The sequence below is a fragment of the Xanthomonas sp. BRIP62411 genome (assembly GCF_003993525.1).
Taxonomy (GTDB): Bacteria; Pseudomonadota; Gammaproteobacteria; order Xanthomonadales; family Xanthomonadaceae; genus Xanthomonas; species Xanthomonas euroxanthea.
The window spans coordinates 81,101-96,813 of sequence record NZ_QEZI01000018.1 but is presented as its reverse complement, the minus strand read 5'-3'; the positions used below and the strand labels follow the sequence as shown (position 1 = coordinate 96,813).

Annotated in this window: 9 protein-coding genes and 1 riboswitch; of the genes, 2 read left to right on the top strand and 7 right to left on the bottom strand. The window is 66.2% G+C overall.

Annotated elements, in window-relative coordinates:
- Nucleotides 1-174 precede the first annotated feature (174 nt).
- From EO139_RS15215 to gcvP, 3 genes are all read right to left on the bottom strand, one after another.
- Nucleotides 175-1,029 carry an aldo/keto reductase gene (locus tag EO139_RS15215; protein ID WP_126971310.1) on the bottom strand — a complete coding sequence of 285 codons (855 nt, stop codon included), beginning with the start codon at nucleotides 1,027-1,029 and terminating at the stop codon, nucleotides 175-177.
- Between the two features lie 21 nt (nucleotides 1,030-1,050).
- Nucleotides 1,051-2,748: a carboxylesterase/lipase family protein gene (locus EO139_RS15210; RefSeq protein ID WP_241235971.1), complete on the bottom strand. Its 1,698-nt coding sequence runs from the start codon at nucleotides 2,746-2,748 to the stop codon at nucleotides 1,051-1,053.
- A gap of 347 nt (nucleotides 2,749-3,095) precedes the next feature.
- A complete protein-coding gene (gene gcvP / locus EO139_RS15205) occupies nucleotides 3,096-5,969 on the bottom strand; it encodes an aminomethyl-transferring glycine dehydrogenase (protein ID WP_206515151.1) in 2,874 nt (957 codons plus the stop codon).
- A gap of 89 nt (nucleotides 5,970-6,058) precedes the next feature.
- A riboswitch (glycine riboswitch) is annotated at nucleotides 6,059-6,173 on the bottom strand.
- A gap of 267 nt (nucleotides 6,174-6,440) precedes the next feature.
- Here gcvP and EO139_RS15200 point away from each other — a divergent pair.
- Entirely contained in the window at nucleotides 6,441-7,694 is a 1,254-nt protein-coding gene (locus tag EO139_RS15200; protein WP_126971306.1) for a multidrug effflux MFS transporter, read from the top strand.
- A gap of 16 nt (nucleotides 7,695-7,710) precedes the next feature.
- Complete coding sequence (locus EO139_RS15195; protein WP_126945872.1) at nucleotides 7,711-8,112, top strand: hypothetical protein; 402 nt, start codon at nucleotides 7,711-7,713, stop codon at nucleotides 8,110-8,112.
- A gap of 119 nt (nucleotides 8,113-8,231) precedes the next feature.
- Here EO139_RS15195 and EO139_RS15190 read toward each other — a convergent pair whose 3' ends face one another.
- The 4 genes from EO139_RS15190 to EO139_RS15165 all read right to left on the bottom strand — a co-directional run bounded on the left by EO139_RS15190 (nucleotide 8,232) and on the right by EO139_RS15165 (nucleotide 15,634).
- Nucleotides 8,232-10,166, bottom strand: coding sequence for an XVIPCD domain-containing protein (locus EO139_RS15190; protein ID WP_126946552.1), 1,935 nt, complete (start codon nucleotides 10,164-10,166; stop codon nucleotides 8,232-8,234).
- 131 nt (nucleotides 10,167-10,297) lie between these two features.
- Nucleotides 10,298-12,316: a M2 family metallopeptidase gene (locus EO139_RS15185; protein WP_126971304.1), complete on the bottom strand. Its 2,019-nt coding sequence runs from the start codon at nucleotides 12,314-12,316 to the stop codon at nucleotides 10,298-10,300.
- Between the two features lie 901 nt (nucleotides 12,317-13,217).
- Nucleotides 13,218-14,873: a phosphoethanolamine--lipid A transferase gene (locus EO139_RS15170; protein WP_119132555.1), complete on the bottom strand. Its 1,656-nt coding sequence runs from the start codon at nucleotides 14,871-14,873 to the stop codon at nucleotides 13,218-13,220.
- Nucleotides 14,870-15,634 (bottom strand): phosphatase PAP2 family protein, encoded by a 765-nt coding sequence (locus EO139_RS15165; RefSeq protein ID WP_104650293.1) that lies wholly within the window; start codon nucleotides 15,632-15,634, stop codon nucleotides 14,870-14,872. Before EO139_RS15165 ends, EO139_RS15170 begins: the two co-directional genes overlap by 4 nt.
- Nucleotides 15,635-15,713: the final 79 nt, after the last annotated feature.

Below are 15,713 nucleotides of genomic sequence, written 5' to 3'. Positions count from 1 at the left end.
CTGATCCGTTCAGCGTGGGAGTGGCGCTGTTAAATGCACGTGTCTGCATGCGAACGAATACTCACATGCAGCCGAAAGCTTGCGTTGGATCGCAGCGGGCTGATGCGTAGGTCACGCAATGATCCGGCGCGCTGTCTGCGAACGCATGTAGCGGACCCAAGCGTTACGTGTCGGCTACAGCAGATCCAATGGCTGTTTGCGTGTCGGCGGCGGGAATGCACGGTCCAGTTCGGCAAGATCCTGCGCGTCCAACTGCAGCGTGCACGCTGCTGCATTCTCGCGCACATGGGCAGGCGTTCCCGATTCGGGAATGGCAATGACCTGCCCGCTGCGGATCGCCCAGGCCAGCGCCACGGCGGTTGCGGCCACGCCGCGTCGCTCGCCGATCGCGTGCAGCACCGGATGATCCAGCAATGCGCGGCTGCCCAATGGCGAATACGCCATCACCGTTACCTCGTGCTGTGCACACCACGGCAGCAGATCGAACTCGATGCTGCGGCTACCGGTGTGATACAGCACCTGATTGACCAGGCAGTGTTGCCCGCCATCGATGCGCCACAAATCCTGCAGATCATCGACATCGAAGTTCGATACGCCCCAGTCGCGGATCTTGCCGGCATCGCGCAAGGCCTCGAAGGCATCGACCACTTCGTGCAGATCGCTGCCGCCACGCCAATGCAGCAGATACAGGTCCAGTGTACGCACGCCGAGCCGCTGCAGGCTGGCCTCGCAGGCACGCGCGATACCGCGCGCGCTGGCATTGCTCGGCAGGACCTTGGACACCAGATAAGGCCGCTGCACGCTATCCATCGCCTGGCCGATCAGTTGCTCCGACCGGCCACTGCCGTACATCTCGGCGGTGTCGATCAGGCGCATGCCCAGTTGCTGGCCTGTCTGCAGCGCATCGATCTCCTGCTGCGGCGCGTGGCGGCCCTGGCCCAGGTTCCATGAGCCAAGCCCGAGTGCCGGCACGCTGCGTCCGTTGCGCAGGCGCACCGTGGGGCAGGGGGATGAAGTGGAAACGGACATGGGTGGCTCCTGATGATGCGATCAATGCGAGGGTGACTGTGCCGGCGTTGCGGTCGCGTGCGGTGGCGTCAGCGTTGCCTGTGCATCCCAGAACGCGCAGCGATGCCGTTGCGCGAAGTCGGGCGTTGCGCCGATCCTGCCGGGCGACAGCGTCAACGGAGCGTCGCCATCGAAGCGTGGCCACGGCGGACGCCCAGCTCCATTTGGATCGCCGGTGCGCGCGAACGCGCCCCAGTAATCCTGCAGCGTATCGGCCAAGGCCTGTTGCGCCGGAGTGAACGCCGGCTCGCCACTGAGCACCCACGGCCGCTGGAACAGGTACACCAGTTCGGAGGCGTGATACGCGCCCAGCGGATGCGAGAACGGCAGGCGCCACAGGCCATACGGCGCGTGGGGGTCGTCGAATTCGTACGCATACACCGGTGTGCGGGTACGCAAGGCCTGGCCCAGCCGACGCGTCGGGCAGGCGAATCCGCCATCGGTGACGATGTCGGCGAATGCATCCCAGCGCGATTGCCCGGCAATGTCTGCATAGCGCGCCATGATCGCTGTCGGGTCGGCATGCATGCGCTGCAGGCGTGCCTCATAGCCGCTGCGCAGGTTGAGCTTGCCCACATAGGACAGCAACTGCGCAAACAGCCGCCCCTCGTTGCGGTTGGTGCCGATCAGCACCGGCACCTGCACATGGTGCAGGTTGGCGATCGCCTCGGCGGGCGGCAACGGCAAGACGTCACCGCCAGACATCGGCGCCCAGGCATCGCTGCCGGTCAGGCCACGTCGCTGGGATTTCGCATCGGCCACGGTATCGGCAGGCAATGCGCGCAGGCACGCGCCCACATCGCTTGCATGCGCGCAGCCAAGCGTCTGTGCCATGCGCGCACCGCCGCGCTCGGCCTCGGCGCGCGGCACGCTGGAATCGCTGGCCAGGCAGCTGCCGCTCTGCAGGATTGCGCGTTGGAACAGACCGGCCGCACCCGGCGAGGCGAGCTGATAGCAAATGCTCCAGGCGCCGGCCGATTCACCGAACACGGTGACGTTGTGGGCATCGCCACCGAAGGCGGCGATATTGCGCTGCACCCAGCGCAACGCGGCCTGTTGGTCGAGCAATGCATAGGCCCCTTCGCCTTCACTACGCAGCGCCGGATGCGCGAAGAAACCGAACACCCCGAGCCGGTAATTGGGCGCCACCACGATGACGTCCTGCCGCGCCGCCAGGGCACTCAGGTCGTAGTCGACATTGCTGCCCAGCTCCAGCGCGCCACCGTAGATCCACACCATCACCGGGCGCGGATGCGCCGGCGCCGGGCCGGGCGGCGCATAGATGTTGAGGGTGAGGCAATCCTCCGATATCTGCTTCTGCCCGAAGCGATACCGCGGCAGACAGGCCGGCCCGGCCCGGGTGGCATCGCGGACGCCCTTCCAGGCGGGCACAGCTTGCGGGGCGCGAAAGCGCAACGCGCCCACCGGCGGCGCGGCGAACTGCACGCCCAAAAACACCCGCCCCTGCGCGCCGGCGACACCGCGGACTGCACCGGCATCGGTCTGCACCACCTCGGCCTGCGCATCGGCCGCATGCACCAGCGCCGGCACCTCGCCAGGGCGGCGTGGTGCGCATGCGGTCAACGCAAGGCCTGCAAGCAGCAGGCATGCCAGGTTGCGTTTCAATGAACCTCTGTCGCGCTTGATCACGGTCTGTTGTGTCCTATCCCGGACACACATCATCGCGAGTGCACGTGTAGGGAAGGAAAACGCGCAGTCCGCCCGACCAAGCGCGGCTGACACACGCTTTCGAACGCCGTGGATGGTGAGCGGCACGATCCTGCAGCCAGGCTGCAGATCAGCCGCCCTGCCACTGACGCTTCTGCCGTTCAATCACCTTTCGCAGTGACCGCGACAGTGAGTCTTGGCGTCGCTTGATGGTCCCAACCCAACCCAAGCCGTGCTCGGCTACGGCAGCAACGCGCGATGCGTCCAGACACTGACTGCTGCCGCCAGAAACGAAAAACCCAGCCCGGCAATTCCCGGGCTGGGTTTGAATGCCACACGTCAGCGCGACAGGGCAGCGCTTACGCCTCCATATCGTCCTTGTAGGCATCCACCGGGATGCAGGCGCACATCACGTTCTTGTCGCCGTAGACGTTGTCCACGCGCGCCACCGGCGGCCAGTACTTCTGCTGCTTGAGGCTGGGCAGCGGGAAGGCGGCCAGTTCGCGCGGGTAGGCGTGGGTCCACTCGCTGGCCGACACCTGCGTGGCGGTGTGCGGGGCGTGCTTGAGCGGGTTGTCGTCGCGGTCCAGGCGGCCGTCTTCGATGGCGCGGATTTCCTCGCGGATCTGGATCATCGCGTCGATGAAGCGGTCCAGCTCATGCTGCGATTCGCTTTCGGTCGGTTCCACCATCAAGGTGCCGGCGACCGGGAAGCTCAAGGTCGGTGCGTGGAAGCCGAAGTCGATCAGGCGCTTGGCGATGTCCTCGGCGCCGATGCCGCTGGTCTTTTCCAGCGGGCGGATGTCCAGGATGCACTCGTGTGCCACCAGGCCATTGCGGCCGGTGTACAGCGTCTTGTAGTGCGGCGCCAAGCGCTTGGCGATGTAGTTGGCGTTGAGCAGGGCCACCTGGGTTGCCTTGCGCAGGCCGGCGCTGCCCATCATGGTCACGTACATCCAGCTGATCGGCAGGATCGAGGCCGAGCCGTAGCTGGCCGCGCTGACCATGCCGACGTCGCCTTCGCCGCCCAGCGTGCGCGGTAAAAACGGCGCCAGGTGCGACTTCACTGCGCACGGACCCACTCCCGGACCGCCGCCGCCATGCGGAATGCAGAAGGTCTTGTGCAGGTTCAGATGCGACACGTCCGAGCCCCACTTGCCGGGCTTGGCCACGCCGACCAGGGCATTCATGTTGGCGCCGTCGGTATAGACCTGGCCGCCATGCGCATGCACCGCTTCGCAGATCGCCACCACGTCCTCTTCGAACACGCCGTGGGTGGACGGGTAGGTGATCATCAACGCGGCCAGGCGCCCGGAGTACTTTTCCGCCTTGGCGCGGATGTCGTCGACATCGACATTGCCGTTGGCATCGCACTTGGTCACGACCACGGTCATGCCGCACATCTGCGCCGAGGCCGGGTTGGTGCCGTGCGCGGATTCGGGAATCAGGCAGATATCGCGGTGCGCCTCACCGCGCGAGCGGTGATAGGCGCGGATCGCCAGCAGGCCGGCGTACTCGCCCTGTGCACCGGAGTTGGGCTGCAGGCTCACCGCGTCGTAGCCGGTGCATTCGACCAGCATCGCTTCCAGCTCATCGATCAGCTGCGCGTAGCCGGCCGATTGCTCGGCCGGTGCCAGCGGATGGATCGCACCAAACTCGGGCCAGGTCACCGGGATCATCTCGGCGGTGGCATTGAGCTTCATCGTGCAGCTGCCCAGCGGGATCATGGTGCGATCCATCGCCAGGTCCTTGTCGGCCAGCGAGCGCATGTAGCGCAGCAGTTCGTGCTCGCTGTGGTGGGTGTTGAACACCGGGTGGGTCAGGAAGGGCGTGCTGCGCAGCAGGCCCTGCGGCAACGCGTCGGCGGTGGCGGCATCGAGCGCATCCACATCTGCCTGCGCGCCGAACAACGCGGCCAGTGCGACCACGTCGGCGCGCGTGCTGGTTTCATCCAGGCTGATGCCGACCGCTTCGCTGTCGATCGCGCGCAGGTTGATGCCGGCCGCACGGGCCTTGGCGTGGATGGCATCGGCATCGATCGCCTTGACGTGCAGGGTGTCGAAGAAATGCTCGCCCACGGTGACGCCGGCACCGCGCAAGGCGGCGGCCAGGATCGCGGCCAGGCGATGGGTACGCCGCGCGATGCGGGTCAGGCCCGCGGGGCCGTGGTAGACCGCGTACATCGAGGCCATCACCGCCAGCAGCACCTGCGCGGTGCAGATGTTGGAGGTGGCCTTCTCGCGGCGGATATGTTGTTCGCGCGTCTGCAAGGTGAGGCGGTAGGCCGGGTTGCCGGCGGCATCGATCGACACGCCGATCAGCCGGCCCGGCATCGAGCGCTTGTAGGCATCGCGGCAGGCCATGAAGGCCGCATGCGGGCCGCCGAAACCGAACGGCACGCCGAAGCGCTGCGAATTGCCGACCACGATATCCGCGCCCCATTCGCCGGGCGCGGCGATCAGCGTCAGCGCCAGCAGATCGGTCGCCACCGCGACCAGCCCGCCTTGCGCGTGCACCGCATCGGCCAGCGCGGCGTGATCGCCGATATGCCCGAAGCTGTCCGGGTACTGCAGCAGCACGCCGAAGCACTCGGCCTGCAGCGCTTCCTCCGGCGTGCCGACGCGCAGCACGATGCCCAGCGGCTCGGCGCGGGTGCGCAGCAGTTCCTGGGTCTGCGGATGCACGGCGTCGTGCACGAAGAAGGTCTCCGACTTCGACTTGGCCGAGCGCTTGGCCAGCGTCATCGCTTCGGCCGCGGCGGTGGCCTCGTCCAGCAGCGAGGCGTTGGCGATCTGCATGCCGGTGAGATCGGCGCACAGGGTCTGGAAGTTGATCAGCGCTTCCATGCGGCCTTGCGAAATCTCCGCCTGGTACGGCGTATAGGCGGTGTACCAGGCCGGGTTTTCCAGGATGTTGCGCAGGATCACCTTCGGGGTATGGGTGCCGTAGTAGCCCTGGCCGATGAAGCTGCGCTGCACCTGGTTCTTGCCGGCAATGGCGCGGATCTTGGCCAGCGCTTCTTCTTCGGTGATCGCCTCGGGCAGCGCCAGCGCCGCCGGCGACTTGATGTTGCCCGGCACGATCGCATCGGTCATCGCATCTAGCGAGGCGTGGCCGACCACGTCCAGCATCTGTGCGATTTCTGCGTCGTTGGGGCCGATATGGCGTTCGACGAACGCGCTGTGGTGTTCGAGGTCGCGCAAGGAAGACGTGGTCTGGGACATGGCGGGCATCCGGGGCAGGGGGCAGACGAATGGTCGACAACCACCGGACCGGCGTGACGCGCGCAGCGCATCACCTCCTGTCGCAGCGACAGTCTTCCTCGCGCCCCTCTGTCCTTTTGCCTGAGAGTTTAAGAGCGCGGCATGGCGCTGGGCCTGCCTGCGTTCCGTGCCCCTTCGGCGCCGGCATCGGCCGGTCTCTCCAGAGTTGTACTGCGGATGGTATCGGGCCTGAGCGATTACGGGCTGTTGCGCCTTCGGCAGCGGCAGTGCCGCTTCTCCCACCGTGTTGCCGGCCGATTATAGCCTGCGTGCGCAGCGGCGGGCGCGTCCGCCAGGGCGGGCGCACGCCCCATGCACTCGGGCCTGCTTAACCTTGCAACGGCGAGCGCCTATCATCGACGCCCTTGTGCCCATCCCGACGCGCCCCCCCAGGCCAGCGTCGGCGTGCGTCCCCCGGTGCACCACGTTTCGGATCCCTGCATGCCCCCCACCACGCCTTCCACCCGTCGCATGGCGCTGCTGCTCGCCGGGCTGGCGATGTTTGGTCCGTTTTCCATCGACACCATCTTTCCGGCGTTTTCGCGGCTCAGCCGCAGCCTGGCGGTGGACGAGGTGGCGATCCAGCAGACCATCAGCGTCTATCTGCTCGCCTACGGGCTGATGAGCATCGCGCACGGCCCGCTGTCCGATGCCTGGGGCCGCAAGCGGGTGATCCTGGGCGGGTTGGTGCTGTTCATCGCCGGCTCGGTGGGCTGCGCGCTGTCGCAAGACCTGCCCACCCTGCTGGCGTTCCGCGCGTTGCAGGGCCTGTCGGCCGGGGTCGGCATGATCGTCGGGCGGGCGGTGATCCGCGACCTGTTCCAGGGCCCGGATGCGCAACGGCTGATGAGCCAGGTGTCGATGATCTTCGGCATCGCCCCGGCGATCGCGCCGATCATCGGCGGCTGGATCCTGCTCAGCGGCGCCGGCTGGCCGCTGATCTTCTGGTTTCTGGTGGCGTTCGGGCTGGTGCTGCTGGTGGCCACGCTGACCTGGCTGCCGGAGACTCACCCGGTGGAGGCGCGCACGCCGCTGCAGCTCAAGCGCCTGCTGCACGACTACGTGCGGATCGGCTTCAACCCGCGTTTCCAGCGCCTGGCCGCGGCCGGTGCGTTCAACTTCGCCGGCATCTTCCTGTACATCGCCTCGGCGCCGGTGCTGATCATGCGCCACCTGCACCTGGGCGAAGGCGATTTCGCCTGGCTGTTCATTCCCACCATCGGCGGCATGACGCTGGGCTCGTTCCTGTCCGGGCGCATGGCCGGCAGCATGGACCCGGTGCGGCAGATCCGCATCGGCTTCATCTGCTGCGGCGTGGCGGCGCTGGCGAACCTGGGCTACACCATGACGGCAGCGCAGATCGCGCTGCCATGGGCGGTGCTGCCGATCTTCCTGGCCGGCCTGGGCATGGCGCTGATCTTCCCGATCCTGGCGCTGGCAGTGCTGGACATGTACCCGCACCAGCGCGGCCTGGCGTCCTCGCTGCAGGCTTTCACCCAGTTGATGACCAATACGCTGGTGGCCGGGGTGCTGTCGCCGCTGCTGAGTGAACACCCGCGCCACCTGGCGATCGGCATGACCGGTTTTTTCCTGCTGGGCTGGCTATTCTGGCGCTGGGAGCGCCGCAGCGGCCGCCGTCTACGCCGCCGCCAGGCCGAAGAGGCCGTGCCTCTGGAGCCGGCCGACCATCTCTGACCTCACAGGAGCCTGCATGTCCACCGATTCCAAGCTGCGCCGCGACGCCCGCAAGCGCGCCGCCGAGCGCCTGCGCAACCAGGCCGCCGCCAATCCCGTGCCGGTTTCGCCGATCGAGCCACATGCCGAACTGCGCGACCAGCAGCGCACGCTCCTGGCCGGCATCGTCCGCCGCGACGGCGAATGGGTGCTGGGCATGGACGGCCGCATCGCCGGCGAGAGCACCAGTGCCGCCCAGGTGCTGGCCCTGATCATGCGCGCGGCCGAGTTGCACGAACGCCAGGGCACGCCGGTACGGCTGACCTACTCGGACACGCTCAAGGATGCGGCGCATGCCGAGGCCGCTGCCGACGGCAGGGATTTCGAGGCGTTCCGGATCGAGTTCGCGCAGAAGCTGGTGCCCGCGCGTCCCAACTGAGGCCATACACGCAGCGGTGTCGGCGAAGCCGATTCCGACCACTGCCCATTCCGCGTGGATGGGCAGTGGTCGGGCTGAACTGCGCCAGCGCCTGGCTGCGGATCAGCCAGTGCGCCGGATCAGCGCGCCGGTGCCTGTCGCTGCAGGTCCTGTTGCTGCGTCTGTTCCTGCGCGGCGGCGTTGCGATCCTGCCCGGCGCCCAGCGCCTGCGCGCGCTGCAGACTGTGGTCCACCGGCGTCTGCTGCGCGGCCTGCGCATCGAAGGGTCCGCGCAAGTGGGCCGGCGAATCCAGCGCCCCCTGGACCACGAAGCCCTGTGCCGGGTCGCGCCCCAGCACCACGTGATCCACGCGCTGCAGCCCATGCTCGCGCGCGGCCACCAGCGCTCCGGCTGCCAGGCGCTCGCTGTCCGCATCGGGCACGCGGCCACGCGCGGTCTCCAGCTGCTCCACCGCTGCGGTGCATTGGTTCAGCAGCGCATGGTCCGGATTGGCCGGATGGCGTGCATCCGAGGCGGCGGTCGCCGTCGCTGCCTGGCGCGGAACGACCTCGGCATCGATGCGCTGCAACTGGCCGTCGTATGTCCCATCGGCACCGTCGGCGATGCGCTGCAGCCGCTCGACGAATGGATACGGCGTGCTGCCCACATTGCGGGCCATCGCGATCGCGAAGCGTTCGGGTGACTGCGGCGCGGCGCCGCGGTCGCCGACCAGCGAGCTCAGCGAGCTGCCGCCGATCCTGCTGGCCTCGACGCTGGCCTGGGTCTGCTCCATCAGCGCCTGCATCTGCGCCTCGCTGAAGGCCAGCGTGGTCTTCTGCCCTGGCGCGATCGCACCGGTGCCCGCCATCTCGCCGCTCAGCGCACTGTTGAGATTCTGCGCGATCGCCTTTTCCTCGCTGGCCTCGTTGCGCCCGCCCAGGCGTTGCAGCAGCCCCGGCGTGGCAACGTCGCCATCGATCTCGAAGCGGTAGCTGCGGTCCTGCACGCGTTCGGTGTCGTTGCCGTCGTACTGGCGCACGATCGTCAGCGGCACGTTGTCTCCGTATTGCAGCTGTTGCACCACCGTGTAGCCGTCCTGGCCCGGTGTGCTGATGCGCACCTGGCTGCCCTGGTTGCGGTTGCCGGCCACATCGGCGCTGAGCGGGCCCAATTCCAGCTGCAGCCGCTGCTGCGAGCTGAAGTTGATGCGCTCCAGCGTCTGTTGTTCGTCGACGCCGGGCACGCCTGATTCCAGCGTGCCCTCGCGCACGAACTGGCCCATGGCCGCGAGCGCACGCGGATCGGCCAGGTCGAACTGCGCACTCTCCACCCGCGACTGGCCCAGGGAGTCGGCGCGCCCGAGCAGAGCCTGCGCCGGTCCCACCTTGAAGCCAGCTGCGTTCACCGCCTCGATGGCTGCGTTGGGTCCAGTCACCACCCGCACGTGGCGCTCGTCCACACGCTCGATCAGGTAGCTGCGGCCGCTGGCTTCGGTGATCTCGCTCTGCATGCTGAGGTGTTGCAGGCTCGCCGAGGAATCGCGCTGGGTGTAGGTCTGCGTGTCCATCACCGCACGCGCGCCGACCGGAAGGCTCTCCGGCTGTAGCGGATTGACGCGCGCGGCAGCCTCTGCAGGCTGGTCGGCACCGGGCAGCGTCAGTGCGTAGCGCATGCGCTGCCCGCCACTGACACCAGCTTCGATGTTCAATTTGCCGTCGCCGAGCTTGGTCTGCAGGCTTTGCTGCTGGCCGGTACGCGCGTCGGCCTCCAGATTGAAGGTGGTGGCCTTCGCGTCGGCATCGCTGAGCTTGCCCAGGCCCAGCGAGGTGCTGGTCTGCAGGCTGTTCTCGCCCAGTGGCCGGGCCTGGCTGCCGTTGCTCTGCTCACTGGTATGGGAATACTTGACCGACTGATCTTCGGGGTTGAGCTCCACGGTGCTGCTGCCCAGTTCCACCGAATAGTCGCTGTTCTTGCTGCTGTAGGTCGGGTCGAACGCGCGGTCGTTCGCGTCGTCGATGAGCTGCTTGTTGGTGTCCGCGTCGCGCGGGTCCGGGCCGGTGGAGGCGTTGTTCATTGGATGCATCCTGCATGCTGCGCCGGTGCAGCGGGCGCGCAGTATATCGCCGGCGTTTTTGGCATTTATCAAATCAATGTTATGCGGCGGCCAGGGCGGCGGCCGCCGCATGCCGCAGGGAAAGCGGCGCGTCAGTGCATCGCGGCAGGCGGCGGCGCGTTGCTGGCGGCAGCGGGCGCGGTCGCCTGCCAGCCGCACAATTTCCCCTGGTTCTGCTGCTTCAGCCACTCGTTCATCGGTGCGAAATATTCCAGCATCGGGCCGGCATCCAGGCGCTCGTTGCCGGTAAGTTCCTTCAGCGTGGTCTGCCAGGGTTGGCTGGCGCCACGTTGCAGCATCGACCAGAACTTCTGCCCGGCGTCCTTGTTGCCGTAGAAGCTGCACTCGTACAACGGGCCTTGATGGCCTGCGGCTTCGCACAGGCCCTTGTAGAACTGGAACTGCAGGATATGCGCCAGAAAATACCGGGTGTACGGCGTATTGCCCGGCACGTGGTACTTGGCGCCTGCATCGAAGAACTCCTCGCCGCGCGGGGTCACCGGCGCCACGCCCTGGTATTTGGCTTTCAGCTCCCACCAGGCCTGGTTGTAGTGCTCGGGGGTGATCGAGCCATCGAATACTCCCCAGCGCCAGCGGTCGATCATCAAACCGAATGGCAGGAAGGCAACCTTGCTCAGCGCCATGCGCATCTGCGAATTGATCAGCGCCTCGCGGCCGGCCTGTTGTTCGCCCACCATGCCGATCGACTGCAGATACTTGGGCGTCATCGCCAGCACGATGGTGTCGCCGATCGCTTCGTGGAAGCCATCGTTGGCGCCGTTCTGGAACAGCGGCGGCAGCGGGTTATAGGCCAGGTCGTAATAGATGTGGCCGAGCTCGTGGTAGATGGTGGTGAAATCCTCTTCGGTTGGCTTGATGCACATCTTGGTGCGCACGTCCGCGCCGATATTCTGGTTTGGCTCGCCGCCCATGTTCATGTCCCACGCGCTGGCATGGCAGACCACGTCGCGGTCCAGGGGCTTGATGAACTGCGACCGCTGCCAATAGGTGTCGGGAAGCTTGGGCATGCCGAGCGAGGTGTAGAAGTCCTGCGCACGCTCGGTCATCTGTTTTGCTGTGCGCAGTTGCGCTTCACGCTCGGCCTGGAAGCGGGCGCCGCTGCCGCCTTCGGTGCCCGTGGTACGTGCCAGCACCGCACTCAGGTTGCCCTGGTATTGTTTTTCCAGCGCGGCGGTGATGTCCAGATCGCCGGCACCTGGATACGGCTGCAGCAGGTCCCACAGATTGCTCCAGTCCTGCTGCCACATATTGCCCATCAGATGTGCGGGAAACATGCCGCCGGCAAGCTCGCCCTTGTCCTTGCCGTATTGCGTATCTAGCTTGCCGCGCGCATAGCACTGCAGTTGTGCGTACAGCGGTTTGACCTGCTCCCAGAGACGGTCGGTTTCGCTGGCTAGTTGCGCCGGCGGCATGTCGTAGCCGCTGCGCCATAGCACCCCGACATCGGCAAAGCCCAGTCCGCGCGCGCCCTCGTTGGCGAGCTCGACAAATCGCTGGTAGTCCTTGCGCATCGGGATTGCGGTGCCATGCCAGCCCTGCCAGGCATCCAGTTGCTCTGCGTAATCGCGGCTGCTGGCCAGCACCTGCTCCAGCTCGCCGAGCTGGCGGCAGCGGCGTTGCTCGCCATCGCCCACGCAATAGCTGCCGGCGCCGTAGTCGCCTTCCATCTTGGCGGCGATCCGGGTGAGCTCCGCCAGCTTGGCTGGGTCGCGTGGCGCGGGCAGGGCGCTCATCAGTTTCAGCAGTTGCAATGCACGCGCGCTGTCGGCCGACATCGGGGTACCTGCGTACTGCTTGGATTGTTCGATCCAGCGGTCCAGCTGCGCCAGCGAGCGCTCGTTGGCCTTGGCGGCCAGCAACTGGGAATCGCCATTGATGTAGGTCGAAGACAACCACTGCGCGGCAGTGACTTCCGGGTACGCGGCCTTGTACTCGGCGCTGATGCGTGCGACGAACTGGTCGGCGCTTTCCTGCGGGGCGGTTTTGGCCGCAGCGGGCCTGGCGGGTGCTGCCGTATCCCGACGGCAGGCCGACAACGACAGCGTGCCGGCGGCCACGGCCAGTGCCAGCCACAACAAACGAGGATTCACGGGTGGTCCTTGCGGTGAAGTCCGACGCAGGCTAGAACGCAGCGCGGTCTACCGCAAGCACTGTCACTGCGCACGCGACGCGGACGTCTGCAGGTGCATATCTGCTGATCAGGGGGACGAAGGTCCCGCGACGATGTGTGGCGAGGACCCGTCGAGATGGTCGGTGTGCATGGCTTTCAGTAAAACAGTCAGCACACTGTCTGGTGCGGTGTCCTCGCCGATTGCGGGACCGTGTGGCGGCATGGATGCCGCCACCGAGCCCCCAGGGACGGGTTCACGGCGTGTCCTGCAAGCGGTGAGGGCACCGCGCCCTCGACGCTGCAAGTGTGCTGCAGGGCCCTTGCCCGCCCACCATCGCAGGACACGCCGCAAGTACGTCCTTGTAGGCTCTGGCGCGGCATCCATGCCGCTCAAGGTCCCGCGACGGTGGGCGGGCAAGGACCAGTCGAGATGGTCGGTGTGCATGGTTTTCAGTAAAACAATCAGTACACCGTCTCGTGCGGTGTCCTCGCCGCGCCCTCCACTGACTAAGCTCTTGGCTCAAGCATTTGATCGCGCTTAAACGATGCCAGTGTTCTAAGTCCCGATTGCTCTGGATGTCGTGCTTTAAAGGCCTGGGCAGCATCGATAGATTAGTTGCAGGGGGCTGATCTGCGGCGTTACTGCAGGGCCCTTACCCGCCCACCCTCGCGGGACACGCCGCAAGTACGTCCGTGTAGGCTCTGGCGCGGCATCCATGCCGCGTAAGGTCCCGCGACGGTGAGCGGGCAAGGGCCAGTCGAGATGGTCGGTGCGCATGGAAGAGCAGTGCTGGATGCGCCCTGCTCGATCATGACGTGTCGGCTCCATGTCTGAGGGGCGCTGCGCACTCGATAACCAAGTTCGGAGTATCCAACCGCGTTTATCCCGTGCACTGCGCAAACAGATCGCGCTCGCGTGCATAGGCGCTGGTCTTGACCTGCATCAGCCCAAGCACCGATGGGAACAGCGCGTCCTGGTCGGTGTATTGGCCGGCACGGTGGCGCAGGCAGGTTTCGTCCAGGCCGCGGTCGCGAGCGAACTCCGGCGAGAACCACATCACCATCGGGACATGGGTCTGCTCCTTGGGGGCGATCGCGTACGGCACACCGTGCAGGTAGAGGCCTTTTTCGCCTAGCGATTCGCCGTGATCGGAGAGGTAGATCATCGCGGTGTCGTAATCCTGCAGCCCGCGCAGTGCGTGGATGGCCTGGTTGAGGAAGTGATCGGTGTAGGCGATGGAATTATCGTAGGCGTTGACGATGTCCTGGCGGCTGCAACTGCCCAGGTCGGCGGTCTTGCATACCGGCTTGAAGCGCTCGAACCGTGCCGGGTAGCGCTCGAAATAACTCGGTCCGTGGCTGCCGAGTTGATGCAGCACCACCACGCGGTCGCCGGGCTTTGCCCGCACTTGTGCAGCCAGATCGCTCAGCAGGATCTCGTCCATGCAACGGCCGTCGGCGCACAGCCCTGGCGTGGTGGCATCGTCCAGCTTCTGGATCTCCAGTCCGTCGCAGACGCCCTTGCAGCCGGATTGGTTATCGCGCCACAGCGTGGAAATGCCGGCATGTTCGAGCACATGCAGCAGCGACTGGTGGCTGCGGATCATGTCCTCGTTGTAATCGCGGCGGCCGAATGGCGAAAACATGCACGGCACCGAGACCTCGGTGCTGGTGCCGCACGAATGCATGTCGGGGAAATTGATCACCCCGGCCTGCGCCAGCTCGGGTGTGGTCTGGCGCGCATAGCCGTTGAGGCCCCAGTTCTGCGCACGCGCGGTTTCGCCCAGTACCACCAGCAGCAGGCGCGGACGACTTCCCGGTGCGCGTGGCGTGGCCATGGCATCGTGCTCGACCGGTTGCCTGGGCGCGTGCTTGATCGGCGAATCGGACTTGAGGTTCTGCCGCAGCGCCACGATGTAATTGATCGGCGTGGCCAGGTAACGCACCTCGCGGTGGTTGCGCATCAACGCGGAGACGTCTTGCGAGGACAGCATCGCGCCGGCCGCGCCGAGCACTGCCACCACCAGCAGAAAGCCGGCGCGGGTTGCCAGCGATCTGCCGATGCTGCGCGCGTGCAGGCGAATGCGCCACAACAGCGTGGTCGGAATCAGGAAGTAGCACAGCAGCGGCAGGATCAAGCCGGGTGTGAGCAGCTCGCGCGATTCCTTGTGGTCGGTATGCAGCACGTTGCGCAGCATGTCCGCATCCAGATAGACGTTGTAGCTGTCCATGTAGTGCGCGGCCAGCGCTGTGGTGAACAGCAGCAGCGTCAGCAGTGGCTTGGCGTTCCAGCGCCAGACCAGCAGGCCCAGCAACAACGCATGCACGGCCACCAGCAGCGCCATCAACGAGATGGCAAACCCGAGGCTGCCCGGATGCGTGGCCATGGCCGTGTGCCAGAACAGCTGATTGCACACCAGTGCAAAGAACACGCTCGATAACAGCACCAGCGTCTCGGTCGAGACCGTGGGGCGCGTTGTCCAGGTCAGTGCGCGCAGGCGTTTGCGCCCACGCGATTGCGGTAGATAGGTGCTCATGCTGCATCCCCCGATTGCAACACCACTTCATTGGCGCGATGCGGTCGAGCCAGCATCCCCCAGTACAGTGCAAGTGCAGTTCCCCAGCACACCGCCAGCGACCACAGGTCGTGCGACAGGAAATGCGCGCCGCGCAGTTGCTGCGCAATCCCGAACAACAGCCCTGCCGCGATGCCCAGCCACAATGCAGGAACACGCCATGCAGGACGCAGTGCCAGCGCACAGAAATACAACGCCACCCACGCATAACCGGCACTGGCGTGACCTGCCGGAAAACAACCGGACGCGGCAATGCCATGGCGCGATTCGAACAGCCCGATCATCGGCTGGGTGCCGCCATAACGGCTCAAATCCCAGGGGCAATCCATCGCCGTCCACGACTTGAGCAAGGACACCAGCGAGGTCGACAGTGCGATCGATGTAGCCAGATAGGTCAGCGGCCAGCGCAGCACACGCAGGCGTGGCCGGCACCAGGCGACCAGCGCCAGCACCAGCACGCTGACAGCGGCTGCGGTGCTCAGCCATTTGCCGACGCGGTGAATCACGCCGCTGGTGAACCAGTGGTCCTTGAGCAGCCAATGCCCGCCTTCCAGCCGATACAGCGCATCGGCAATCCACTGGTCGCCACCGGCACTCATCAACAACGCGCTGAGCACTAGCACGCCGGCCAACGGTAGCCACAGATGCCGAACCAGGAAGCGGGTTTGCGCAGCAGTGGCTGTGCGCGTCAGGGCAGGTGCGTATACGGGAAACGTGGTCATCGAAGCATCGGCCGGTGGTCTATGCCCGGCATCTTCGAAAGCGGCATGTCGGAAAGCGGTCGGACCGGGGTTGCTCGGC